This window comes from Aurantimonas sp. Leaf443 (assembly GCF_001425575.1).
Taxonomy (GTDB): Bacteria; Pseudomonadota; Alphaproteobacteria; order Rhizobiales; family Rhizobiaceae; genus Leaf443.
This window is the reverse complement of sequence record NZ_LMRD01000012.1, coordinates 13,981-37,506: the sequence shown is the minus strand read 5'-3', so window position 1 is coordinate 37,506 and position 23,526 is coordinate 13,981. Positions and strand designations below refer to the sequence as shown.

20 protein-coding genes are annotated in these 23,526 nt (G+C 69.1%); 9 read left to right on the top strand and 11 right to left on the bottom strand.

Going from position 1 to position 23,526, the window contains the following annotated elements; all coding sequences use genetic code 11:
* Nucleotides 1-9: 9 nt before the first annotated feature.
* From ASG48_RS16570 to ASG48_RS16535, 8 genes are all read left to right on the top strand, one after another.
* The gene (locus tag ASG48_RS16570; protein ID WP_055852452.1) at nucleotides 10-1,695 is read left to right on the top strand and encodes a PRC-barrel domain-containing protein; all 1,686 of its coding nucleotides are present in this window, start codon (nucleotides 10-12) and stop codon (nucleotides 1,693-1,695) included.
* Between the two features lie 211 nt (nucleotides 1,696-1,906).
* The gene (locus tag ASG48_RS16565; protein ID WP_055852450.1) at nucleotides 1,907-3,235 is read left to right on the top strand and encodes an efflux RND transporter periplasmic adaptor subunit; all 1,329 of its coding nucleotides are present in this window, start codon (nucleotides 1,907-1,909) and stop codon (nucleotides 3,233-3,235) included.
* Nucleotides 3,232-6,396, top strand: coding sequence for an efflux RND transporter permease subunit (locus ASG48_RS16560; protein WP_055852447.1), 3,165 nt, complete (start codon nucleotides 3,232-3,234; stop codon nucleotides 6,394-6,396). The genes ASG48_RS16565 and ASG48_RS16560 overlap by 4 nt, the downstream gene beginning before the upstream one ends.
* Before the next feature lie 238 nt (nucleotides 6,397-6,634).
* Nucleotides 6,635-8,404 carry an EAL domain-containing protein gene (locus tag ASG48_RS16555; RefSeq protein WP_055852444.1) on the top strand — a complete coding sequence of 590 codons (1,770 nt, stop codon included), beginning with the start codon at nucleotides 6,635-6,637 and terminating at the stop codon, nucleotides 8,402-8,404.
* An 82-nt stretch (nucleotides 8,405-8,486) separates the two neighbouring features.
* Complete coding sequence (locus ASG48_RS16550) at nucleotides 8,487-10,304, top strand: ABC-F family ATP-binding cassette domain-containing protein (protein WP_055852441.1); 1,818 nt, start codon at nucleotides 8,487-8,489, stop codon at nucleotides 10,302-10,304.
* 151 nt (nucleotides 10,305-10,455) lie between these two features.
* The gene (locus tag ASG48_RS16545) at nucleotides 10,456-11,670 is read left to right on the top strand and encodes a D-alanyl-D-alanine carboxypeptidase family protein (protein WP_055852438.1); all 1,215 of its coding nucleotides are present in this window, start codon (nucleotides 10,456-10,458) and stop codon (nucleotides 11,668-11,670) included.
* A gap of 287 nt (nucleotides 11,671-11,957) precedes the next feature.
* Complete coding sequence (locus ASG48_RS16540; RefSeq protein WP_055852434.1) at nucleotides 11,958-13,355, top strand: DEAD/DEAH box helicase; 1,398 nt, start codon at nucleotides 11,958-11,960, stop codon at nucleotides 13,353-13,355.
* Nucleotides 13,356-13,647: 292 nt separating this feature from the next.
* Nucleotides 13,648-13,959 (top strand): polyhydroxyalkanoic acid system family protein, encoded by a 312-nt coding sequence (locus ASG48_RS16535; RefSeq protein WP_055852430.1) that lies wholly within the window; start codon nucleotides 13,648-13,650, stop codon nucleotides 13,957-13,959.
* Nucleotides 13,960-14,006: 47 nt separating this feature from the next.
* On the opposite strand, the gene ASG48_RS16530 is transcribed toward ASG48_RS16535, so the two are convergent.
* Nucleotides 14,007-14,546 carry a hypothetical protein gene (locus tag ASG48_RS16530; RefSeq protein ID WP_156381658.1) on the bottom strand — a complete coding sequence of 180 codons (540 nt, stop codon included), beginning with the start codon at nucleotides 14,544-14,546 and terminating at the stop codon, nucleotides 14,007-14,009.
* A gap of 226 nt (nucleotides 14,547-14,772) precedes the next feature.
* On the opposite strand from ASG48_RS16530, the gene ASG48_RS16525 reads away from it, so the two are divergent.
* Nucleotides 14,773-15,099 carry a hypothetical protein gene (locus ASG48_RS16525; RefSeq protein ID WP_055852425.1) on the top strand — a complete coding sequence of 109 codons (327 nt, stop codon included), beginning with the start codon at nucleotides 14,773-14,775 and terminating at the stop codon, nucleotides 15,097-15,099.
* Between the two features lie 28 nt (nucleotides 15,100-15,127).
* On the opposite strand, the gene ASG48_RS16520 is transcribed toward ASG48_RS16525, so the two are convergent.
* The 10 genes from ASG48_RS16520 to flbT all read right to left on the bottom strand — a co-directional run bounded on the left by ASG48_RS16520 (nucleotide 15,128) and on the right by flbT (nucleotide 23,522).
* Nucleotides 15,128-17,296: a DUF1217 domain-containing protein gene (locus tag ASG48_RS16520; RefSeq protein WP_055852422.1), complete on the bottom strand. Its 2,169-nt coding sequence runs from the start codon at nucleotides 17,294-17,296 to the stop codon at nucleotides 15,128-15,130.
* Nucleotides 17,297-17,439: 143 nt separating this feature from the next.
* Nucleotides 17,440-17,916: a hypothetical protein gene (locus ASG48_RS16515; protein ID WP_055852419.1), complete on the bottom strand. Its 477-nt coding sequence runs from the start codon at nucleotides 17,914-17,916 to the stop codon at nucleotides 17,440-17,442.
* Complete coding sequence (locus ASG48_RS16510; protein ID WP_055852416.1) at nucleotides 17,913-18,266, bottom strand: hypothetical protein; 354 nt, start codon at nucleotides 18,264-18,266, stop codon at nucleotides 17,913-17,915. Before ASG48_RS16510 ends, ASG48_RS16515 begins: the two co-directional genes overlap by 4 nt.
* 40 nt (nucleotides 18,267-18,306) lie before the next feature.
* A complete protein-coding gene (locus ASG48_RS16505; RefSeq protein ID WP_055852414.1) occupies nucleotides 18,307-18,798 on the bottom strand; it encodes a rod-binding protein in 492 nt (163 codons plus the stop codon).
* 98 nt (nucleotides 18,799-18,896) lie between these two features.
* Complete coding sequence (locus tag ASG48_RS16500) at nucleotides 18,897-19,313, bottom strand: hypothetical protein (protein ID WP_055852411.1); 417 nt, start codon at nucleotides 19,311-19,313, stop codon at nucleotides 18,897-18,899.
* Nucleotides 19,310-20,065: a flagellar biosynthetic protein FliR gene (locus ASG48_RS16495; protein ID WP_055852401.1), complete on the bottom strand. Its 756-nt coding sequence runs from the start codon at nucleotides 20,063-20,065 to the stop codon at nucleotides 19,310-19,312. Before ASG48_RS16495 ends, ASG48_RS16500 begins: the two co-directional genes overlap by 4 nt.
* Complete coding sequence (gene flhA / locus ASG48_RS16490; RefSeq protein ID WP_055852399.1) at nucleotides 20,062-22,155, bottom strand: flagellar biosynthesis protein FlhA; 2,094 nt, start codon at nucleotides 22,153-22,155, stop codon at nucleotides 20,062-20,064. The genes ASG48_RS16495 and flhA overlap by 4 nt, the downstream gene beginning before the upstream one ends.
* 233 nt (nucleotides 22,156-22,388) lie before the next feature.
* A complete protein-coding gene (gene fliQ / locus ASG48_RS16485) occupies nucleotides 22,389-22,655 on the bottom strand; it encodes a flagellar biosynthesis protein FliQ (protein ID WP_055852395.1) in 267 nt (88 codons plus the stop codon).
* 4 nt (nucleotides 22,656-22,659) lie between these two features.
* Nucleotides 22,660-23,076, bottom strand: coding sequence for a flagellar hook assembly protein FlgD (gene flgD / locus ASG48_RS16480; RefSeq protein ID WP_055852393.1), 417 nt, complete (start codon nucleotides 23,074-23,076; stop codon nucleotides 22,660-22,662).
* Nucleotides 23,073-23,522: a flagellar biosynthesis repressor FlbT gene (gene flbT / locus ASG48_RS16475; RefSeq protein WP_055852390.1), complete on the bottom strand. Its 450-nt coding sequence runs from the start codon at nucleotides 23,520-23,522 to the stop codon at nucleotides 23,073-23,075. Before flbT ends, flgD begins: the two co-directional genes overlap by 4 nt.
* Nucleotides 23,523-23,526: the final 4 nt, after the last annotated feature.

Genomic DNA, 23,526 nt, shown 5'->3' with positions numbered 1-23,526 from the left:
GAGGACCCCATGATCCGCAAACTGATGGCGACCACCGCTCTTGCCGGGCTTCTGGCGACGAGCGCCTTCGCGCAGGATGCCGCCACGCCGGCGACGTCCGCCCCCGCCGCCGCCACGGCCGGCGCCACCTCGGGTGCCGCCGGCATGGCCGGGACGATGCAGTCCCTCTCGGCCGACCAGTATCTCGCCAGCCGCCTCACCGGCCAGACCGTCTATGCCAGCGACGCGCAGGACGCGCAGTCGATCGGCGAGATCCGCAACCTCCTTATCGGTTCGGACGGCCGCATCGTCTCGGCGATCGTCGACGCCACGGCGGGCGACCAGTCCAAGACCGTCGCGGTTCCCTTCGATCAGGTGAAGTGGACGATGAACGACGGCGACGACATGCGCGCGACGCTGGCGCTGGACGCCGCCAAGCTCGCCTCGATGCCCGCCTTCACCATGCCCGAGGAGCAGGCCGCGGCGGTCGGCGGAACCGCCGGCACCGGAACCGCGACGCCGGGCGCGGTCCCCAGCGCGTCGGGCGGCATGGCAGCCGGCACCGGCACGGCGGCTCCCGCGACGGGTGACATGGCAGCGGCCACGCCCACGACCGGAACGGCGAGCGACGGCGCGGCCACTTCGGTCGGCTCCGACCAGATGCTCAGCCAGTCCGTCATCGGGTCCGAGGTCTATTCCGGCCCGGGCAACGACGCGAACGACCTCGGCAAGATCACGGACCTCGTCGTCGCTTCCTCGGGTGAGGTCCAGGCGGCGGTGATCGGCGTCGGCGGCTTCCTCGGCATCGGCGCCAAGGACGTGGCGGTTCCCTTCAAGGAGATCACCATGACGCGGGCCGGCGACGCGACCGAGCCGCGTCTCGTGCTCGCCGCCACGAAGGAACAGCTCGAGCAGGCGCCGACCTTCGACGCGGATGGCGACGACGCGGGCCGCATGGCCGCGACGGGCGCCGCGACCGGAGCGGCCGTCGGTGCCGCCGCCGGCAACGCGGCCGAATCCGCCCGCACGGCCGCCAACAATGCCGGCACCGCGGTCGGCAACGCCGCCGAAACGGCCGGTCAGGAGATCGCCGCGGCGACCGAAAGCGCCAAGTCCGCGCTCGGCAATGCAGGCGAGCGCATTGAACAGGCCGCCTCGAATGCCGGCCAGTCGATCGAGAACGCGGCCGATCGCGCCCAGCAGGGTGCCGAGAACGCGGCGAACGACACGGCGAACACGGTGAACTCCGCCGCGACCGGCATGGCGGCCGGGACGGCGGCGGGCGTCGCGGCCGGCGCGGATGCGACGACGACGGCCTCCACGGGCGGTGCGGATGCCCGCGCCGGCATGACCCCGGTCAGCGACGCGGCGGAACTGACCGCCGACAACCTTCTGGGAACGACGGTCTACGGGCCGAACAACGAGAATGTCGGCGATATCGGCGACATCGCCCTCAGCCCGCAGGGTCAGGTCGACGCGGTGATCGTGGATGTCGGCGGCTTCCTCGGCATCGGCGAGAAGCCGGTGGCGGTGTCCATGGACAACCTCCAGTTCATGCGCGACTCGGGCGGCAAGCTGTTCCTCTACACGCAGTTCACGCAGGACCAGCTGAACAGCGCGCCGGAATACGACAAGGACACCTACGCGCAGAACCGCAACACGATGCGGCTCGAGACGGCCCCCGCGGCCGGCGGCGCGGCGGCGACCACGAACTGAGCGCGATCGCTCGACAGGACGGGAAGGGGCTCGCCGCAAGGCGGGCCCTTTTCGTTTGGGACGGCCGGCATGCCCTGTCGGACGAGGGGCGTCCATCCCCGCCGCGACCGATTACACTTCGTAACGCAAGGCCGGCAAAGCCGCCCCATTCCGCGCTATGGTCTCTCCCATCGCGGCCCGACGGCCGCCATGGACCGACGACCGGGGTGACATGGGTTTCCTGAAACAGCTTCTCGTGACGATCGTCGTGCTGGCCCTGGCGGGCGCCGCCTGGCTGAAGCTCGACCCGAACGCGGGCCGGACGGTGCTGAATGCCGGCTTCGACGTGCCGCCGGTGCTGCGAGACGTCGTCCTCGCGCTCTCGCCCGGCGCCGACGAACCCGAGACGGTCGCCGGCGCCGGCGCGCCGGGCGGCCCTCCCGGCGGCGCGCGCCGTGCGCCGCTCGTCGTCACGGCGCCCGTGGCCGAAGGGCGCACCCGCACCTCCATGCGCGCGCTCGGCACCGGCGAGGCGGTGCGCTCCGTCACGGTCTATCCGGAAGCCGTCGGCATCCTCCAGTCCGTTCCGGTGAAGTCGGGCGACAGCGTGAAGGCCGGCGAGGTCCTCGCCAAGCTGGAAAGCGCCAACGAGGAGGTCGCGCTCGCCCAGGCCCGCATCAATCTCGACGGCGCCGAGGAGAAGCTCGCCCGCGTCCAGCGCCTCCAGGCCTCGAACGCCATCACGGCCGTGGAGGTGCGGGACAACCTGCGCCTGCGCGACACGGCCCGGCTGGAACTCCAGAGCGCCGAGATCGCGCTCGAGAAGCGCGCGATCGTCGCCCCGATCGACGGGCGCATCGGCATCGTCGAGGTGGATACGGGCGACCTCGTCGGCAGCACGACGCTGATCGCCACGATCGACGACCGCAGCCGCATCAAGGTGATCTTCTACACGCCCGAGGAATACGTGCAGGGCCTGTCTCTCGGCCAGCCGGTGACGGCAAGCTCCACCGCCCTGCCCGCCCGCACCTATACCGGCACGATCACGGCGATCGACAGCCGCCTCGACGTCGCCAGCCGCACGCTGCGCACCGAGGCGACGCTGGAGAATGCCGACGACGCGCTGCGCCCGGGCATGTCCTTCACCATCGCGATCGAGGCGCGGGGCGAGAGCTACTTCGCCACCGATCCGCTCGCCGTCGTCTGGGAGCGCACCGGCCCCATCGTCTGGAAGGTCGTGGACGGCAAGGCGCGCAAGGCAAAGGTGTCCATCGTGGAGCGCAACATCGACCAGGTGCTCGTCGCCTCGCAGGAGCTGAAGATGGGCGACGCCATCGTCGTCGAAGGCCTGCAATCGGTGCGCGAAGGGGCGCCCGTCGAGGTCGAGCGCACGACGCCCGCGACCGTCCCCGCCGCGCCGCCTTCGGCCGACGCGGGCGGCACTCGGCCGGACAGAGTGACAAGCGCGGGCGCCGACGCCGTGCTCGCGGAACGCGCCGCCGCGAGCGCGACCGCTCCCGGACAGGGTTCGGCGACGGGCGAGAAGGCCGTCGCGCGATGACGCCCGCCTCGCGCCCGGACGGGCTCACCGCCTTCACCAGCCTCTTCATCCGCCGGCCGGTTCTGACGATCGTCCTGAACCTCCTGATCGTGGTGGCCGGCCTTGCCGCGTTCAACGCGGTGGAGATCCGCGAACTTCCCAATATCGACCGACCGGTCATCACCGTGACGATCACCTTCGAGGGCGCCTCGCCCGAGACGGTGGACCGGCAGATCACGAGCGAGGTGGAGAGCGCCATCGCGCGCGTCTCCGGCATCTCCTCGGTCTCCTCCCGGTCGAGCTTCGGCCAGAGCCAGGTGACGATCGAGTTCACCGACTCCACCGACCTCAATGTCGCGGCGAGCGACATCCGCGACGCCATCAGCCGCATCTCCAACTCCCTGCCCGAAAGCGCCGACGAGCCGCGCATCGTGAAGGCCGATGCGGACGCGCAGGCCATCATGCGCCTCGCCGTCTCGGCGCCCGGCATGGCGATCGAGGATCTGACGACGCTCGTCGAGGACCGCATCTCCGACCAGCTCGCCGCCGTCGAGGGCGTCGCGGACGTGCAGCTCTTCGGCGAGCGCGAGCGGCTGATCTATGTCGACTTCGATCCCGACAAGCTCGCCACGCGCGGCCTGACCCCCGGCGACGTCGCGACGGCCCTGCGCAACGTGGCGCTGGACGTGCCGGCCGGCTCGCTTGCCTCGCCGACGCAGGAGCTGATCGTGCGGGCGGACGCGAACGTCTCCACGCCGGAGGAATTCGCCAGGATCTTCCTCGACCCGCGCACCCGGCTCGGCGACGTCGCGAGCATCCGCTTCGGCCCGGACGACGCGGCCTCGCAGCAGCGCCAGAACGGCGAGGTGGGCATCGGCCTCGGCATCGTGCGCCAGGCCGGCTCCTCCACGCTCGACATCTCGGCCGGCGTGCAGCGCGAGGTCGAGACCCTCAACCGCACCCTGCCCGAGGGCGTCAGCGTGCGCGTGACGAGCAATGACGCGATCTTCATCGAGGGCGCCATCCACGAGGTGGAGCTGGCGCTCGGCCTCGCCGTCGTCATCGTCGTCGCCGTGATCTTCCTGTTCCTCCTGAACCTCCGCGCGACGCTGATCCCCGCCGTCACCATGCCGGTGGCGCTCATCGGCGTCCTCACCTTCATCTATCTCGTCGGATTCTCCATCAACATCCTGACGCTGCTCGCCCTCGTCCTGGCGACCGGCATGGTGGTGGACGACGCGATCATCGTTCTGGAGAACATCGTCCGGCGGCGCGACATGGGCGCGAGCCCCGGCGCTGCGGCCGTGGTCGGCACGCGCGAGGTGTTCTTCGCCGTCATCTCCACGACCGCGACGCTCGCCGCCGTCTTCGTCCCGATCTCCTTCCTGCCGGGCGCGGCCGGCGGCCTCTTCCGCGAGTTCGGTTTCGTGCTCGCGCTCGCCGTCGTCATCTCCTCCTTCATCGCGCTGACGCTCTGCCCCATGCTGGCGGCGCACATGCTGAAGGCGCGCGAGGACGAGGCGGCGCCGGGCTGGTTCCACCGCTCCGTCGGCTGGGTCGGCACGCGCCTTGCCGGCCTTTACGCCACGATCCTGCGCGCCTGCCTCGCCTTCCCGCTCCTGGTGGTCGTGGCGGCGGTCCTCTTCTCGGCCGGCGCCTACAGCGTGTTCCGCACGATGCCGCAGGAGCTCACCCCGTCCGAGGACCGGGGCGTGATCCTGATGAACATCCAGGCGCCGCAGGGCGCGAGCCTCGACTATACGAGCGCCCAGCTGCGCCGGATCGAGGAGATCGTCCTGCCCTATCTCGACACCGGCGAGGCGACGAACGTCTTCGCCATCGCCGGCCGCGGATCGAAGAACTCGGCCTTCCTCGTCGTCTCGCTGGCCGACTGGGCCAAGCGCGAGCGCACGCAGCAGGCGATCTCGGCCGAGATCGACGCCAAGGTCCGGCGGATCGCGGGCGTGCGCGCCTTCACGATCCAGCCGAACTCGCTCGGCATCCGGGGCGGCGGCCAGGGGCTGCAGTTCGCGGTGGCCGGGCAGAACTTCGAGGAACTCGCCGACAGCGCCGACAAGCTCGTCTCGGCGATGAACGCGGACGGGCGCTGGGGCACGGTGCGCCTCGCGCAGGACGCCACGCAGCCGCAGCTGACCATCGAGGTGGACCGGGCGCGCGCCTCGGATCTCGGCATCGACATCGACGGCCTCGCCACCGCCATGCAGTCGCTGCTCGACGGCTACGAGATCACCCAGACCTATGTCGAGGACAAGCAGGTCCCGGTGAAGCTCGTCTCCACCGGCAATCCCGTCAACGATCCCGGCGATCTGGCCGGCATCTTCCTGAAGGCGCAGGACGGGCGCATCGTGCCGATGTCGACCATCGCGCGCGTCGAGGAGAAGCCGATCGCGCCCGCCCTGTCGCGCGAGAACCGCTCGCGCGCGGTCTCGATCCAGGCGCAGCTGCCATCCGGCTTCTCCATCCAGGAAGCGTGGTCGCAGGCGCAGGACTTCGCGTCAGAGACCCTGCCCGCCAGCCAGCGGCTGGTGCCGCTGGCGGAGGCCGCCACGCTCGGCGAGACGAACAACGGCCTGACGCTGGTCTTCGGCTTCGCGCTCGTCATCATCGTCCTCGTTCTGGCGGCCCAGTTCGAGAGCTTCGTCTCGGCGCTCATCATCATCGCCACGGTGCCGCTCGGCATCGCCTGCGCCATCTATGCGCTGAGCTTCTTCGGCGAGAGCCTCAACCTCTACAGCCAGATCGGCCTCGTCCTCCTCGTCGGCATCATGGCCAAGAACGGCATCCTCGTCGTCGAGTTCGCCAACGAGCTGCGCGAGCAGGGGCGGCCGCTGCGCCAGGCGGTGGAGGAAGCGGCGCTGATCCGCCTGCGGCCGGTGATGATGACGATGGTGGCGACGGTGGTCGGCGGCGTGCCGCTGATCTTCGCGACGGGCGCTGGCGCGGAGGCGCGCGTCGCGCTCGGCTATGTCATCGTCGGGGGCCTCGGCCTGGCGACCTTCGCCACGCTCTTCGTCACGCCGGTGGCCTACCTGCTGCTCGGCCGCTTCTCGCCGCCCAAGTCCGAGAAGGCGGCGCGTCTGGCACGCGACATCGCCGCCGCGGACGCGGCCGGAACCGGCCACGAGAGAGACCCGGGGAGCGGCGAGCCGAAGCCGGCTTGAGGATTCGCCGCGCCCGAACCCAGGGTTTCCAGTGGATAGCGCTTCGATCGCGGCGATTGCGTATATGTCCTTAGATCAGCCTTAAGGACCGCTGCCCTAGGGTCGTGCTGCGGTGCACCGGCTTCGCGTCCGGCATCCGGTCGGCGCGGAGGCAGGCCGGCACGTCGCGGCATCTGTTGGCGGATCGATGGCGACCGGATCGTCCAGGCATATTCCAGACACGACGCCCGCGCCCTCGGTGCAGGACGAAGACCTCTTCCGCGCCGTCGTGGACCGGAGCCCGACGGCGACCCTGGTCTGCGACCTCGACACCTATGCCCTGACCTATGCCAACGCGAAGGCGCTCGACCTCCTGCGCGCCGTCGAGACCGGGCAGGAGGTCGCCGAACACGGCGTCGGCGATGCGGCGCCGGCCTTCCTGCGCGACTGCCTCCTGGTGCGCAAGGCGATGCTCGCCAGCCCCTTCGCCAAGCGTCTCAAGGCGGAGGTCGCCGTCGGCGGGGAGATCCTGTCGCTGGAGATCGAGCCCCTGCGGCGGGCCGGGCGGCCTGTGGAGGCGCTGGTCTTCGCGGGCATCACGACCGACACGGTCTCCACCGAGGCGGCCCTGTGGCACATGGCCCATCACGATCCGCTGACGGACCTGCCGAACCGGGCCTACATGAACGCCCGGCTCGACGCGCTCGTGGCCGACGGCCTAGAGGGCGAGCGGTGCCTTGCCGTCCTGTGCCTCGATCTCGACCGGTTCAAGCTCGTCAACGACCTGCTCGGCCATCCGGTCGGCGACATTCTCCTGAAACAGGTGGCCGACCGGCTGCGCAGCCTCGTGCAGGAGGAAGACCTCGTGTGCCGGCTCGGCGGCGACGAGTTCGTCGTCCTGCAGACCTCGGGCACGGACGCCGAGCGGCTGGCCCTGTCGATCATCGAGGCCCTGTCGCGGCCCTATACGCTCGACGGGCAGCAGTTCGAGATCGGCACCAGCGTCGGAATCGCGCTCCATCCGCGCGACGGGGCGACGCCGACCGACCTCCTCAAGCATGCCGACATCGCCCTCTACACGGCCAAGAAGACGCAGCGCGGCACGGCGCGCTTCTTCGAGCCCAAGCTCGTGGCGGGCCTGACGGCGCGCGTCACGCTGGAGCGCGACCTCGCCAAGGCGCTGGAGCGCCAGGAGATGCGGCTCGAATACCAGCCGATCTACCGTTGCGACGGGCGCACGCTCGACAGTTTCGAGGCGCTGCTGCGCTGGGACCATCCCCAGCGGGGACCCGTGGCGCCGGCCGAGTTCATCCCGCTCGCCGAGGAGACCGGCCTCATCCACGAGATCGGGGCCTTCGCGCTGAGGACGGCCTGCGCGGAGGCGGCGCGCTGGCGCCAGCCCTATCCCGTCGCCGTCAACTTCTCGCCCATGCAGTTCCGCCGCAAGGATCTCGTGCGCACCATCCGCCGCTGCCTTTCGGACACCGGGCTCGACGCGGGGCGGCTGACGCTGGAGGTGACCGAGGGCCTCCTCATCCAGAACCCGCAGCAGTCCGAGAAGGTCCTGCGCGAACTCCACGCGCTCGGCATCAAGCTCTCGCTGGACGATTTCGGCACGGGCTTCTCCAGCCTGTCCTATCTCCTGCGCTATCCGTTCGATCAGCTGAAGATCGACCGGTCCTTCATCACGCTGATCGGCGACAAGGACGAGGCGACCTCCGTCGTCCAGGCGATCCTGACGCTCGCGGCCAGCCTCAAGCTGCGCGTCGTGGCGGAGGGCGTCGAGCATTCCGGCCAGCTCCTGCAGCTCGCCTTCCTCAAATGCGAATGCGTCCAGGGCTACTATCTCGGCCGCCCGATGCCGCCCGGCGCCGTGCGCAGCCTCATCGCCGCCAAGCCGATGGAAGCGGTCACCTTCTCCAAGGACTGGGTGCGCCAGGCGATGAGCGTGCGCCGCCCGGGGCCGACGCAGCGCAAGGGCACGGCGCGCGTCATTCCGCCGCCGTCGGGCTTTCCGACCAAGAGCTGAGCCCGGCCTCCGGCGCCAAGCTTCCGACGGCGCCGCAAATCGCGGCTTCCCCGCCGGCGCCGCGATGGGCTAGGAGGCGCACATGGCTCTTCCTCCTCTCCTGCGTCTCGATGCCGTGCGTCTCGGCTTCGGCGGCACCCCTCTCCTGTCCGGCGTCGAACTGAACGTCCTGCCCGGCGACCGCATCGCGCTCGTCGGCCGCAACGGCTCGGGCAAGTCCACGCTCCTCAAGATCGCCGCCGGGCAGATCGAGCCCGATGGCGGCGAGGTCTTCCTGAAACCCGGCACGACGCTGCGCTACCTGCCGCAGGAGCCCGATTTCGGCGCCGCGCCGAGCGTGGGCGCCTACGTTTCCTCCGGCCTCGGGCCGGCGGACGATCCCTATCGCGCGACCATGCTGATCGAGGCGCTCGGGTTGACCGAGGACATGCGCCCCGGCGACCTGTCCGGCGGCGAGGCGCGCCGCGCCGCGCTCGCGCGCACGCTGGCGCCGCAGCCCGACATCGTCCTTCTCGACGAGCCGACCAACCATCTCGACCTGCCGACCATCGAATGGCTGGAGGACGAGGTGCGTTCACTGCGCAGCGCCCTCGTCATCATCAGCCACGACCGCCGCTTCCTGGAGCGCACGACGCGGGCCACCGTCTGGATCGACCGCGGCGCCGCCAAGCGGCTGGACGAGGGTTTCGCGAGCTTCGAGGCCTGGCGCGACAAGGTGCTGGAGGAGGAGGAGCGCGAATTCCACAAGCTCGGCCGCAAGATCGAGCGCGAGGAACACTGGCTGCGCTACGGCGTCACCGCGCGGCGCACCCGCAACCAGCGCCGGCTGGAGGCGCTCCACACGATGCGCGCCGAGCACCGCGACACGCGCCGCGCCGTCGGCCAGGCGGTGATGGCCGCCGGCGAGACGCGCGAGAGCGGCAAGCTCGTGATCGAGGCCGAGCACATCGCCAAGAGCTACGACGGGCGCACGCTCGTCGCCAACTTCTCCACGCGCATCGCGCGCGGCGACCGCGTCGGCCTCGTCGGCCCGAACGGCGCCGGCAAGACGACGCTCCTCAAGATGCTGATCGGCGAGATCAAGCCCGACGAGGGCCGCGTGCGCCTCGGCACCAATCTCGACCTCGCCTTCCTCGATCAGAAGCGCACCGCGCTGAAGGACGAGGTCTCGGTGGTGGACGCGCTGACGGACGGGCGCGGCGACTTCGTCACCGTCAACGGCGAGACCAAGCATGTCGCGAGCTATCTCAAGGACTTCCTCTTCGCGCCCGAGCAGCTGCGCACGCCCGTCGGCAACCTGTCGGGCGGCGAGCGGGCGCGCCTTCTCCTCGCCCGCACGCTGACGACGCCGGCGAATTTCCTCGTCCTCGACGAGCCCACCAACGATCTCGACATGGAGACGCTCGATCTCCTGCAGGAGCTGATCGCCAACTATCCGGGCACCGTCCTCCTCGTCAGCCACGATCGCGACTTCCTCGACCGCACGGTGACGAGCGTCATCGCGCCGCTCGGCGACGGGCGCTGGGTGGACTATGCCGGCGGCTATTCCGACATGCTCGCCCAGCGCAAGGGCGAGGCGGTGAAGCTTGCCGGGCGCGGGGCGGCGAAGGCGGGCGAGCCCGCGCCGGCGAAAGGGTCCCCGGCGCCGAGGGCCGTTCCGGCGTCCAAGCTCTCCTTCAAGCAGAAATTCGCGCTCGAAAGCCTGCCCAAGGAGATCGCCCGTCTGGAGGCGGCGATCGCGAAAGCCGAGGCCGAGATGGCCGATCCCGCCCTCTTCGGCAAGAATCCCGCCCGCTTCGCCAAGCTCGCGGAGGGGGTCGACAAGGACCGCGCCGCGCTCGCCAAGGCCGAGGACGACTGGCTGGAACTGGAGATGATGCGGGCCGATCTGGAGGGCTGAGCCCCCTTTGCCGGCGCTCGCTCCGTGTTCGGGTCGTCCCCACGGACCCAAGCCTGGGGGAAAATCGCGGGCCGCATTGCGCCGTTCCGCGGGAGCGTTAGCATGCGCGTCGAGGTCCGGATTCCATCCCGGCCGAACGAGGACGTTTCCAATGCAGGCCGCCCGATTTCTCGCCCCGTTCAGGCGCAGCGCGCCTGTCGCCGCTCTCGTCCGACCTGTCTTCGGCCTCGCGCTCGCCTGCCTCGTTCTCGTCGGCATGGCGCGACCGGCATCGGCGGCCTTCGAGACGACGGCCCCCGTCGCCGTTCTCCTCGACCACGCCACCGGCACCGTCCTCTACGAGAAGGATGCCGACCGGCGCATCGCGCCCGCCTCGATGGTCAAGCTGATGACCGTGGCGGTGATCTTCGACGAGCTGCGCAAGGGCACGGTCACGCGCGAGACCGTCTACACCGTCTCGGAGGACGCCTGGCGCACGGGCGGCGCGGCCTCGGGCGGCTCGACCATGTTCCTGCCGCTGAACTCCTCGGTCAGCCTCGGCGATCTCGTGAAGGGCATCGTCATCCAGTCCGGCAACGATGCGACGATCGTGGCGGCCGAGGGCATCGCCGGCTCGATTCCCGCCTTCGCGCAGAAGATGAACGCGCTCGGCGCCTCGATCGGGCTGACGGGCTCGCAATTCGCCAATCCGCACGGCCTGCCCGACCCGCAGCAGTGGGTGACGGTCCGCGATCTCGTGCGGCTCGCGCGCTATCTCATCGACACCTATCCGGAGGAATATCACCTCTTCTCCGAGGAGAGCTTCACCTTCAACAAGATCACGCAGCGCTCGCGCAACCCGCTCCTGCGGCTGGGCGCGGACGGCCTCAAGACGGGCCACACGTCCGAGGCCGGCTACGGTCTCGTCGCCTCCACGCAGCGCGACGGGCGGCGCATCGTCTTCGCCATGTCCGGCATGCGCTCGGTGGACGAGCGGGCCCGCGAGGCCAAGCGCCTGATGGACTACGGCCTGCAGTCCTTCGAGGAAGTCGTTCTCCTGAAGGCCGGCGAGACGGCGGGCACGGCGGACGTGCGCGCCGGCGTCGAGCCGAAGGTGGCGCTCGTCTCGGCGGGCGACATCAAGATGCTGGTGCCGGCGGGCGAGGCGTCGGGCCTGACGCGCACGGTCGTCGACAACGGCCCGGTGGAGGCGCCGGTGGCGCGCGGCACGCGGCTCGGCTGGGTGCGCATCATGCGCGGCCAGGAGACGGTGCGGCAGGACCCGCTGTTCGCCGGCAGCGACGTGGAACGCGCCGGGTTCTTCCGCCGCATCGCGGACACGATCGCCGGCCACGTGACCTGGAAGAGCGCCACCGCGGCGCCCTGATTCTCGGCCGGGCCTGACGCAAGCGCATGGCTGCTGCGCCGCAGCCGTGGCGTCGGCGCGCTTGACGCAATGCGAAATTGGGCTGATATACGGGCCGTCACGCCGTGATCGCGCAGCGCCTGCTTTTCTTCCGGACGGTTCCGTCCGCGGTTCTGCGAGCGCATTCGGATGGGTTTCTCCCAAGAACCCCGCGTATCCGACACGGCCCGCCGAACCGTCCGCAAGCGCGAAGACGATCGGCACTTTCGCGGATCGCCGAGGCGGTCCGCTCGTTGCCAAGGCACATCTTGACCCATACCGATTTCAAGGCGTTCGGCCTCACCGAAACGCTGATCAAGGCGCTTGCGCGCCAGTCCATCACCACGCCCACCCCGATCCAGGCCCAGGCCATTCCCGCCGTCATGGACGGCCGCGACGTTCTGGGCATCGCCCAGACCGGCACCGGAAAGACCGCCGCCTTCGCCCTGCCCGTCGTCCACCAGATGCTCGAGCAGAACCGGCGCCCGGCGCCCAAGAACGCCCGCGCGCTGATCCTGGCGCCCACCCGCGAACTCGCCTCGCAGATCGCCGACAACATCAAGTCGATGATCGCCGGCACGCCGCTCGCCCTCCTCACCGTCTTCGGCGGCGTCTCGCTGCGTCCGCAGATCGACGCGCTGCGCAAGGGCATCGACATTCTCGTCGCCACGCCCGGCCGCCTGCTCGACCTCGTCGAACAGCGCGCCGTCTCTCTGTCGGACGTGCGCTTCGTCGTGCTCGACGAGGCCGACCGCATGCTCGACATGGGCTTCGTGCGCGACGTCATGCGCATCGTCGGCCAGTTGCCGAAGGAGCGCCAGTCGCTGCTCTTCTCGGCCACCATGCCGCGCTCGATCGAGGACCTCGCCGCCAAGATCCTGACCAAGCCGATCCGGGTCGAGGTCACGCCCGAGATCGTCACCGTCGAGAAGATCGACCAGAGCGTCTATCTCATCCCGCAGAAGGCCAAGAAGCTCTGGCTGATCGAGCATCTGGCGACGCCCGACTACGACAAGACGGTGATCTTCACGCGCACCAAGCACGGCGCGAACCGTCTCTCCGAGGATCTCGAGAAGTCCGGCATCAAGGCCGTCGCGATCCACGGCAACAAGAGCCAGGCCGCCCGCCAGAAGGCGCTGGCCGCGTTCCATTCCGGCCAGATCCGGGTTCTCGTGGCCACCGACATCGTGGCGCGCGGCATCCATGTCGACGACATCAGCCATGTCGTGAACTTCGACCTGCCCGAGGAGCCGGAGAGCTACGTGCACCGCATCGGCCGCACGGCCCGCGCCGGCAAGTCCGGCATCGCGGTGGCGCTGGTCGATCCGTCCGAGCGCTCCAAGCTGCGCGCCATCGAGAAGCTCACCGGCCAGAAGTTCGAGATCCACCAGACGAACTACGCCGCGCAGATCGACCTTTCTGCGCCCGAGACCGACACGCGCCCGGCCCGGTCCGGCCGGCCGCAGAACCGCTTCGGCGGGGCCGGCAAGCCGGCGGGCCAGCGCCCGGCCGGGCAGCGGCCGAAGGGCCCGCGCGACGGCGAGAACCGTGGGGCTCGCCCGTCCCATGCGCCGGGTGGCGAGAACCGCGCCGCCAAGCCCGCGGGCCGCGCCAACAACAACCGGCGCCGCAGCGGCGGCGGCGGCGGCCAGCGCTCCGCCTACTGACGCGATCGCGCGACCGGCCCGTGCTCCTGCGGCACGGGCCGGTCGCATCGGACTGCATCGATCGAAGGCCTCGCCTGCCCCGGCACGCGGGGCCTTTTCACGTCCGGCGCCCGGCAGCGCTCGCTTCGGGCGGCCATTGCGGGCCGCGCCCTGCCCTCCCATATCCGCTCGCAGACCGCCGCACGCGTTGCGCGCGGGCCTTGCCGGACCGGGCGGATCTCATCCGACGCTCCGGCGTCGGCGAGACGAAACGTGCGGCGCGCCGATCCCGGCGCGCGGACAGGAGCGCAGCATGGCCGAAACGATCAAGGTCGACATTCCGCACCGCCTCGGACGGCCCGTGGCCCGGCAGCGGATCGAGGAAGGGGTCGCCAACCTGAAGACGAGTTCGGCGGGCGGCTTCCTCAAGGTCGAGCACGCCTGGACCGAGGATCGGCTCGACTTCAAGGCACGCGCCATGGGCCAGACCGCGACGGGTCGCCTCGACGTGCGCGACGATCACGTGCATCTGGAGATCGACCTGCCGATGATGCTCGCGATGTTCGCCGAGAAGCTGCGCGGTCGGCTGAAGCGCGAGGGGCAGGTGCTTCTCGAGAAGAAGTAGCGCCGGGCAGGCCGGCGCTCGGCTCTGCCCGACCGTGCGTCGCGCCTTCAGCGCGCGGCGCTGCGCAGCGTCGCCAGGCTCGCCTTCACCTCGCCGCCATTGTCGGTCTGTCCGATGGAGAGGATCTCTCCGAGGCCCGGCACGCTGGAGCCGACGCGCACGCGCAGCACCGTCTGGCGCGTGGTCAGGATCGCCGCGTCTCCGAACACCGTGACGATCTGGTAGTCCCCCGCCACCGGCGGACGGTCGTAGACGATCGTCTCGGCCGGCAGGGCTTCCGGACCCGGCGTCGCGGCACCGTGCCCGCCCTCGCCGCTGGCTTCGCTCTTCTGCGTCGCGCCGACGACGATCGGATCGACCGACTCGGTCGGCAGCGAGGCATAGAGGCGGCGCTCGAAATATTGCGGGTCGGCGACGAAGATCGCGTAGGCGCTGCAGAAGAATCCGGCCGACAGAAGCCCGAGTCCGATGCCGAGAACGGCCTCGCCGCTCGGCTTGAACGAAACGGACCGCAGGCGCGGGACGGACAGGCGGCTGCCCTTGCGGGCGGTCGCGGGGCGGGTCGGCAGAAGCGGACGGTTCGGCATGGGCGGCTCCCGGTGGAACCCGACCATCGCCCGTCATGCTTAACGTCGCGCTTGGACGCGGGCCCGGTGCCGCCTGAACTTCGATCTATGGTTGAGAAGGGGTGAATGCCCTGCGGGATGCGCGTTAACCCCATCTTCACAAGTCGCGGGGAAAGCGGCCCGCGCGGGCGGACGAACGGCGCCGTCGTGCATTATCCTCGTGAAGGAAACGCCAGGGAGAGGCACGATGGACGAGGACATGGACCGCCGGGTGCGCGACCGCTCCCCCGTCTCGTTTCGCCCGGCCCGGCTTTTCAGCCTGGAGGGGCGCTTTCTCGCCGATGCCGCCATTCTGGAACGCAGCGCGGACGGGGCGCGGCTGCGACTGTTCGGCAATGCGGGCGAGGCCGCCGAAGTCTATCTCTACGACGAGACCGATCGGCGGCGCTGGCGCGCCCGACGCGTCTGGAGCGACGGTTACAAGGCGGGCTACGCGTTCCTCAGCGTGCCGGAGGCGCCCGAGCGCGAGGAGGCGGAACGGGTCTTCGGACGCTATTACGCCATGACCCACTGAGGCGGTCTCGCCCGGCCCGCCTCTCGCCTCAGAGGTAGATCGCCGACAGCATGTCGCCCGAACCGCCGCCGAAGAGCGAGAGGATCGGGGACGAGGCGCCGCTCGTGTTGGCGATGTCGTAGAGCGCGGCGAAGCGGGTGATGAACTTGTCGAGCGCCTTGGGGTTCTTGAAGTCCTCGATCTTCAGCTTGTCGTCGAGGATGCGCGTCTGCTTGTCGATGTCGAGGCTGGAGAAGCCGTCGGGGAGACCGAGCGCGGTCTTCACCACCTCGAGCAGCGCCTTGTCGGCGAGGATGGAGACCGACGAGGTGATGCCCGGCGCCTTGCGCAGGAAATAGAGCGCCAGACGCGAGCCTTCGTTGGTCTCGGCCGACTGTTCCTCCAGCGTGGCGGACAGATAGAGCCTCTGCGTGGCGGCGATGTTGACGCCGGACTGGCCGCCCGACTTCTGCGCCGCGATCGTTCCGTCCGGCTCGACGTTGAACGAGGTGACGAAGTCGATCACCGCAGTGTTGTCGAACCCGTAGGCGAAGGATTTGCGGTCGGAGAGGTCGCTGGTCAGGATCTTCCTGAGCTCGGCGATCGTGTAGTCCTTCGGCTCCAGCCCGTGGGCGGTCAGCGCGTAGTCGAGGACCTTGCGGTCGCCCATCAGCTGGTCGAAGGTCAGGATCTTGCCGACCCGTTCCAGGTAATCCTTGGTTTCGCCCTTGATGACGGCGGCCTTGGCCTCGCTCACATCCGCCCCGAAGCTCGCCTTGTAGAGCGAGCCGAGCGTCGTGCGCTGGGTGACGGACTGGATCGTGCGCTGCTCGGCGAGCTTGCCGTCCGCGCCGAAGTTGAAGGCGCCCGCGAAGCTCAGGAAACGATCGTCCCCCATCTTGCGCACGTAGCTCTTCGGGTCGGAAATATCGCTGGTCAGGACCTTGCGCAGCTCGGTCTTGGACGTTTCGCTGAGATCGATGTCGAAGGCGGCGAGCGCATATTCCAGCGCGTCGTCCCCGAAGGCGTCGTTGCGCGCCAGGAGGTCGGACACCGTGTCCGCGCCCGTCGTCACGAAGCTGAAACGCGAGGCCAGCGAGGTGTCGCGCTTGGTGTCGGCGTTCTTGTAGTTGGCGAAGTAGGCGTCGGAGAGGCTTTCCAGCTGTGTCGAGTCCGGAGGCGCGGTCACGGCGCCGGTATTGTCGATGTTGAACCAGCTGTTGATCAGCGTGAAGGCGCGCTTGCGGGAGATTTCGAGGGCGCTGCCCTCCGGCAGCGTCTTGATGAGGCCGGCGGAATCGTCTGCGTCGTCCTTCAGGACCAGCTTGAGATAGTCGACCGTCGGCGTCGGATCGAGGCCCGTCGCCGCCATCAGATAGTCGAAGACGCGCGGATTGCCGGCGATGTCGTCGACCGAGGTCGCACCCGCGACGATGCCCGCCACATAGGCGTCGTTGCGCGCCGCGAAGACCGAACTCGACGTGTTGCCGATGGCGATGTCGTAGTCGTAGAGCATGCGCTCGGCCGCCACATCCCCTTGCGCCTTCGTCTCGCCGGGCAGAAGAGAACCGTCGGTGTCGAAGTTGAAGGTCTGGCCGAGGCGGATGTACTTGTCGTCGCCGCTCGTCGAGGGATCGTCGACCAGCGTGCGCGTCAGCGCCTTGCGTAGAAAGTCGGTCGAGATCTCGTCGGTGACGCCGATCGACTTCAGCGCCACGTCCCGCAGCACGGGATCGGCGAGGAAGTCGTCGACGGTCATCGTCGTCGCGACCTTCGTCTCGTAATGGCTCGTCTTGGCCGCCGCCGCGGTCGCCATGCGAACGCGGTGCTCGGAATAGGCCTCGGCCATGGCGGCCTGCTGCGAGGCGCCCTGCAGTTCCACCTCCGCCGTCTTCTGCGCGAACTGGAACTTGGCGGCGAACTGGCGGAAGCGGTTGTCGGCCAGCTTGTTGGCGAAAGACGTGCTGTCCGTCAGGTCGCTTTCCAGCACCTTGCGGATGAAGCCCTGGGAATTGGTGTAGTCGCTGAGCCCGTAGGCCTTCAGCGCGTAGCTCGACAGGCGATAGTCGGCCAGGAAGGCGTCGACCGTCTTCACCGTGCCGATCTTCGCCGCGTAGTAGGCCGCGTCCTTCTTCACCGTGGCGCTCTGGCCGAGCCGGTCGAGGGACGCGTCGTAATCCTTGCTGGCGAGCTTGTAGCCGAGAAGAGCGGTGATCATGGTTCGGTCCCTGGCTTGCCGGGCGCGCGGCTTGGCCCCGCGACGCCGGCAGATCGACGGGACTTTACGGTCCGTTCATTACGATTGGCTGAAGAGATCGCGCGCGGAGAGCGTCGTCCCGTCGCGATCGGCGGCGCATGCCCTCAGCGCTGCCCCGCCGTGCCGCCCGCCTGATCCTTGGGGATGAAGTCGAACTGCTTGACGAGGACGTCCTCGATCACCGTCTGGCCGTAGCGCCCGTTCACCGCCTCGAGGATCGACTTGGAGAGCACGCCGAGATCCATCTTCTCGGGGGCCTTGGGATCGAAATGGGCGAGCGAGTAGATCGAGCGGAAGGCTTCGTCGGTCACGAAGGGTTCGGGCGGCACTGCCATCTCGGACGCGAGCTTGCCGTCGATCGTGTAGACGAACGTCGCCAGCACGTAGCCGCCGACCTTGCGGTCGTAGATCACGGGCACGACGAGGCCGGGCGTGCTCTGATAGTCGAGCCCCTCGAAATAGGAGGGCTTGGCCGCCTCCGCGCTCGCTTCCGTCCCCGAGGGCCAGAAGGTCGCGGCCGCGAAGGTCGAGCCGAGCGCGGCGACGAGCACCCAGAGGCCGACGGCGAGCGCGCGGATCATCGGGCGACGGCCACGCCGTGGACCGACGAGGAATAGGTGCCGTCGGACTCGGCATCCTTCATCGCTTGCGTCAGGATCGCCGCGATCTCCTTGGTCGCCTCGAGATGCAGCTGCACCACGCGGCGGTTCTCCTCGAGGCGCTCGCGCAGGCCCTTCATGCGCTCGCGCAGCGTCTGCGAGAAGGACGGCGTCTCGAGCCCGCGCGAAATGCGCGTCAGTTCGAGCAGGCTCTGCTGCTTGCGCGTGGACAGGTCTGCGTAGTTGACGCTCGCGCCGCTCTTCAGGGCGTTGATCTCGCCCGCGAGCACGGCCTCGAGCCGGTTGATGGCCTGGATGAAGATCGTTTCCACGACAAGGTCTCCTGCGGGATGGGTCGGGTCTGGGGGCGCGTCAGCGCAGGGTCGGCAGCTTCAGCGCGGCGGCGTCCGGGGAACCGGTGAGGACGGTTCGGGCATTGTCGACCTTGGCGGCGTCCGGCGTCTTCTCGGCGATGATGTCGGCAATGCCGACGCCCCCGCCCCGCGCGATCTCCTCGCCCATCCGCTCGGCCATCATCGAGCGCCAGACATTGCCGGCCATGCCCTTGCCGTAGAACTCCTCGTTGTCCTTCGGCAGCATCTCCTCCACGAGACTGCGCAGGACGAAGCTCTCGAACTTCTGGGCCGGCGACAGGTTCTCGTTCTGCGACCCGCGGCGTTCGACGCCGAGCGTCAGCGGCGCGGCCGCGTTCGGCGCGGCCCTCACCTCGCCCATGGCCGAGCGGAACCCCTCGTCCCGCGCCGCGGCCGCCGCGGCCGAGAGCGGACGGGGCGCCGCCGGTTCCGCCGATGCGGCGGCGTGAGAGACGGCCGGAGCCGGGACGGTGTTGAGAGGCGTCGTCATGGATGTCCTGCGCCTGCGTCGGAAGGGACGGTACGGAAGGCTACGGCCATGGATCGCGCACGGGGCGGAATGGAACCGGCTCCTTCGAGCGTCGCCCTTCAAGTACCCTGCGCCGCTGGTTCGAAACTTGCGAGAGCGGAGGTGAACTCGTCGATCGTGGCGAGAAGGGCGACGCCCTCGGCCTGCCGGTCGGCCTCGCGGCGCTGTTCCTTCGCCGTGCGCTCCAGGCGCTTCTCCAGGCCGCGGGACTGCGCAAGCACGCTCTCGGCCTCGGCCAGCACCTTGGCCTGATCGGCGATCTTCACCTCGTTGCGCTTCAGCGCCTTCGCCTTCCCTTCCAGGAAGTAGCCGTTGAGGATGGAATCCTCCCCGAGGCTGCGCAGGAGGTCCACCGTGACGGCCGCCAGCGCCTCGGCCTCGCGCCGCGCCTCGCCGAGCCGGTGCTCGTCGAGCTGGCGCTTGCGGGTCTGCACGAGGAGCAGGCGCTCCAGCCGGTCGGCACGTGTATCGCTCATCCGTTGAAGACCCAGACGCGGAAGCCGTTGATGAAGATCGTCAGGAAGTCGCCGATCGAGTAGCCGAGGAGCACGAGGCCGCCGGCGACCACGAAGGGCATGGAGATGAAGTAGATGGGAATCTGCGGGGTCATCTTGTTCATCAGGCCGATCGCGAAGTTGACGATGACGGCGTAGACGACGAAGGGGCTCGCGATCCGCAGGCAGAGGAGGAAGGTCTCGTCGAGATTGTCGGTGAACTGAACCAGCCCCTCGCGGGCGCCGAAGCCCAGATCCAGCGGCATCGGGCCGTAGGAGGCGACGAGGGCGCGGATCACCTCGGCATGGAGGTTGAGGGTGAAGATCAGCACCGTCGCCGTCATCGTGACGAGCGTGACGAGTTCGGGAACGCTGTCCTGATCGTGCATGGGCACGCCCAGCGCATTGCTCATGCCGATGGCATTGGCCATGAAGGACCCGGCGAACTGCAGCGCGACGAGGAAGGTGCGGCCCAGAAGCCCGATGAGGGCGCCGTTGAGAAGCTCGGTGACGAGAAGCTGCATGCGCAGCGAGTCGCCGGCCGTGGCGACCAGCGGCCGGATGTCGGGCATGAGGCGCGGCGCGATCGCCAGGACAATGGCGACGGCGATGAACAGGCGCACCTGCGTCGGGATGCGCACGCTCGAATAGCCCGGCAGGATCATCAGGCAGGCGCCGACGCGGCAGAAGATCAGGAAGACCGAATAGAGCGTCGCGGTCGTCTCCGGGCTCATGCGATGGAGCCGATCGCCTTCACGTCGACGCCCCGCGCGATCTCCAGATGGCTGAGCACCGGCAGGTTGACGAAGATGCGCTCGATCATCATGCGCACGTAGGGACGGGCGTCCGGCGAGGCGACGAGGACGAAGTTCTCGCCCTGGTCGGTCTTCTCGCGGATGATCTTGGTGGCTTCCGCCGCGAATTGCTCGACGAGGCGCGGGTCGATGTCGAATTCCACGACGTCGCCCTTGGAGTCGCGCTTGAGCGCCTGGTGGAAGGCGAGATCCCAGCGGTTGCCGAGGCGCAGCACGCCGAGCTGGCCCTTGTGCATGAGGTCGCCGCAGATCTGCTGGGCCATGCGCACGCGCACATGCTCCACGATCCGCTCCGAGCGGCGCACATGCGGGGCGATCTCGGCGATGGCCTCGAGGATCAGCGTCAGGTTGCGGATCGAGACGCGCTCGGCCAGCAGGAGCTTCAGCACCGCCTGCAGCCCGCTGTAGCTCATGTGCGCCGGCACGATCTCCTCGATGAGGCGCTTGTATTCGGGGTCGAGCCGGTCGAGCAGCGAGCGCATGTCCTTGTAGGACAGGAGATGGGCGAGGTTGTTGCGGATGACCTCGGAGAGATGCGTCAGGAGGATCGACAGCGTGTCGACGGGCTCGAATCCGGCGCGGCGCGCGGCCGAGGCGAAGGTCTCCGAGATCCAGGCCGCGCGCAGGCCGAAGGCCGGCTCGCGGGTGATGTCGTGCGGGATGTCGGGCGCGGGCGACTCGCCGAGCACCACGAGGAGGTCGCCGAGCCGCAGCTGCTGCGAGGCCACCGTCGTGCCGTGCACCTTGATGTCGTAGGACTTGGAATCGATGTTCAGGTCGTCCGAGAGCTTGATCTCGGGCACCACGAAACCGTAGCGGGCCGCGAAGCGCCGGCGCATCTTCTGCACGCGGTTGGCGAGTTCGGGCCGCTGGAAGTTCAGATGGGCCGCCATCTGCTTGCCGAGCACGAGTTCCACCTCGACGATGCGCAGCGACTCCTTGACCGAGAGGCGCTCCGTCTCGGCCGCCTTCTCCTCCGCCTGCACCTTCTCGGCGACGACGCGCGCCTCCTCCTCGGCCCGCTGGCGGGGCACCGAGTAGGCGACGGCGCCGAGCGCGGCCGAGACGATGATGAAGGGCACGAAGGGCAGGCCCGGCACGACGGCGAGGACGCCCACGAGGATCGAGGCGACCATCAGCGCGCGCGGATAGTTGCCGAGCTGGGAAATGATCGCCTGCTGCGCGGCGCCGCGCGTGCCGCCCTTGGAGACGAGGAGGCCGGCGGCGAGCGAGACGATCAGGGCCGGGATCTGCGTGACGAGACCGTCGCCGACCGAAAGCTTGACGAAGACGTCGGCCGCCTCGCCGAACTCCATGCCGTGGCGCGTAACGCCGATGATGATGCCGCCGAAGATGTTGACGGCGGTGATGATGAGGCCGGCGATCGCGTCGCCGCGCACGAATTTCGAGGCACCGTCCATGGAACCGAAGAAGGAGCTCTCCTCCTCCAGCTCGCGGCGGCGCGACTGCGCCTGGCGCTCGTCGATGAGGCCGGCCGAGAGGTCGGCGTCGATCGCCATCTGCTTGCCGGGGATGGCGTCCAGGGTGAAGCGAGCGCCGACTTCCGCGATACGCGTCGCGCCCTTGGTGATGACGAGGAAGTTGACGGTGATGAGGATGGCGAAGACGACGAGGCCGATGACGAAGTCGCCGCCCATCACGAATTGCGAGAAGCCGCCGATGACGTGGCCGGCCGCGTTGTGGCCCTGATCGCCGTTGGACAGGATGACGCGCGTCGTCGCGATGTTGAGCGACAGGCGCAGCATGGTCGCCACGAGAAGGACGGTCGGGAAGGACGAGAAGTCGAGCGGCTTCTCGATCCACAGGGACACCATCAGGATCAGGATCGACAGCGCGATCGAGACGACCAGCCCCATGTCGATCACCCAGGGCGGGATCGGCACGAAGAGCACCGCCATGATGAAGACGATGCCGGCGGCGAAACCGAGGTCGCGCCGGCTCTGCCGGGCGGCGCTCGGGCCTGAGATCTTGAGCGTGTCGACGGCCATGGGCCCCTATCCTCCGGCTTTCTGCCTTCGTGGCCGGGCCCCGTTTCGGGCCTGTGGCGGGGCCAAGGCACGCAAGGGCCTCGGGCTCCGCCGTCCGGCGTACCTCCTTTTAGCGAGCGATGGCTGGCGCAGGCCTGACGTCGATCCGGGGCCTCGCCGAACGACGAAAGCCCCGGCGGGAGCGGTCCGCCGGGGCTTTGGTCTTGGGTATTCGGGAGAAGGCGCGGTTCGCGTCAGAACCCGTGTTCGATGCGCGAGAAGGATTCCTGCGTGAACGCGTAGACCTGCGCTCCGGTGAAGGAGGCGGTGAAGGCGATGATGACGAAGATCGCGATGATCTTCGGCACGAAGGTGAGCGTCACTTCCTGGATCTGCGTCAGCGCCTGGAACAGGGCGATGACGATGCCGACCAGCATGGCGCCGGCGACCGCCGGGCCGCTGGCGATGACGATGGTCCAGATGGCGGACTGGACGATATCGATGGCGTCAGCTTCGTTCATGCCATCACTCCGAGATCGAGACGCCGTTGCCGAGCGTGATCTGCTTGCCGTTGTCGAGAAGCGCGGTGGCCACGCCCTCGACGATGGTGACGGACTTCACCGTCCCCGAGATCGTGCCGTCGGTCGTCATCAGCTTGCGGCCGATCACGGCGCTGCCCTGGTCGATGGCCGAGGAGGCGACCATGGCCTCCAGCTTCTGGTTCAGCTTGATCGACTGCTCGACATTGGAGAACGAGGCGAGCTGGCTGAGCTGCTCGGTCGGGTCCGTCGGGTTCAGGGGATCCTGGTTCTGCATCTGCGCGACCAGAAGCTTCAGGAAGGAATTGTAGTCGAGCGAGGCGGCGGCCGCGTCCTTGGTGCTCTGCGACGAGGTCGCGGCGGCCGAGGCGGTGGTCGCGCCGACCGTGGAGATCGTGCTCATCGGCGGGCTCCTGCGGCGAACGCGAGTTGGCGCGCGATCGGGGGCTGTGCGGGCACCGGCTGGCCGGCGAGGATCATGTCTTCGAGCGGGATGAGGCCGCGCACGATCTTGAGCGCCTCGAAGGCGCGGTTGCGATCGATGCATTCGGCCACGTCCATGAGCCCGCTGCGCACCGTCTGGTTCGAGAAGGCGGCCATGAGGAGCACGTAGGTGCGGCGGAACGTGTCGACGGCCGTCTCGGAATTGGCCGGGTCGATCAGGATCATCTGGACGAGGAAATAAAGCTGGCGCAGCGGCGTGCGCGCGTCCTCGGCCTGCATCACGTGGCTCTCCAGGAGGAAGGTCACGTCGTTGAGGAGTTCGAGCGAGGTCTTGCGGTCGACGCGCATGACGGCGCCGTTGATGAAGATGCGCTCGCCGGCGCGAAGGGAAAGCCTGAGCGTCATCGGT

What these genes read in the sequence shown, in the direction of transcription:
- ASG48_RS16570 (WP_055852452.1), top strand. Translation starts at nt 10, where the DNA reads ATGATCCGCAAACTGATGGCGACCACCGCTCTTGCCGGGCTTCTGGCG.
- ASG48_RS16565 (WP_055852450.1), top strand. Translation starts at nt 1,907, where the DNA reads ATGGGTTTCCTGAAACAGCTTCTCGTGACGATCGTCGTGCTGGCCCTG.
- ASG48_RS16560 (WP_055852447.1), top strand. Translation starts at nt 3,232, where the DNA reads ATGACGCCCGCCTCGCGCCCGGACGGGCTCACCGCCTTCACCAGCCTC.
- ASG48_RS16550 (WP_055852441.1), top strand. Translation starts at nt 8,487, where the DNA reads ATGGCTCTTCCTCCTCTCCTGCGTCTCGATGCCGTGCGTCTCGGCTTC.
- ASG48_RS16545 (WP_055852438.1), top strand. Translation starts at nt 10,456, where the DNA reads ATGCAGGCCGCCCGATTTCTCGCCCCGTTCAGGCGCAGCGCGCCTGTC.
- ASG48_RS16535 (WP_055852430.1), top strand. Translation starts at nt 13,648, where the DNA reads ATGGCCGAAACGATCAAGGTCGACATTCCGCACCGCCTCGGACGGCCC.
- ASG48_RS16530 (WP_156381658.1), bottom strand. Translation starts at nt 14,546, where the DNA reads ATGCCGAACCGTCCGCTTCTGCCGACCCGCCCCGCGACCGCCCGCAAG.
- ASG48_RS16525 (WP_055852425.1), top strand. Translation starts at nt 14,773, where the DNA reads ATGGACGAGGACATGGACCGCCGGGTGCGCGACCGCTCCCCCGTCTCG.
- ASG48_RS16520 (WP_055852422.1), bottom strand. Translation starts at nt 17,296, where the DNA reads ATGATCACCGCTCTTCTCGGCTACAAGCTCGCCAGCAAGGATTACGAC.
- ASG48_RS16515 (WP_055852419.1), bottom strand. Translation starts at nt 17,916, where the DNA reads ATGATCCGCGCGCTCGCCGTCGGCCTCTGGGTGCTCGTCGCCGCGCTC.
- ASG48_RS16505 (WP_055852414.1), bottom strand. Translation starts at nt 18,798, where the DNA reads ATGACGACGCCTCTCAACACCGTCCCGGCTCCGGCCGTCTCTCACGCC.
- ASG48_RS16500 (WP_055852411.1), bottom strand. Translation starts at nt 19,313, where the DNA reads ATGAGCGATACACGTGCCGACCGGCTGGAGCGCCTGCTCCTCGTGCAG.
- ASG48_RS16495 (WP_055852401.1), bottom strand. Translation starts at nt 20,065, where the DNA reads ATGAGCCCGGAGACGACCGCGACGCTCTATTCGGTCTTCCTGATCTTC.
- flhA (WP_055852399.1), bottom strand. Translation starts at nt 22,155, where the DNA reads ATGGCCGTCGACACGCTCAAGATCTCAGGCCCGAGCGCCGCCCGGCAG.
- fliQ (WP_055852395.1), bottom strand. Translation starts at nt 22,655, where the DNA reads ATGAACGAAGCTGACGCCATCGATATCGTCCAGTCCGCCATCTGGACC.
- flgD (WP_055852393.1), bottom strand. Translation starts at nt 23,076, where the DNA reads ATGAGCACGATCTCCACGGTCGGCGCGACCACCGCCTCGGCCGCCGCG.
- flbT (WP_055852390.1), bottom strand. Translation starts at nt 23,522, where the DNA reads ATGACGCTCAGGCTTTCCCTTCGCGCCGGCGAGCGCATCTTCATCAAC.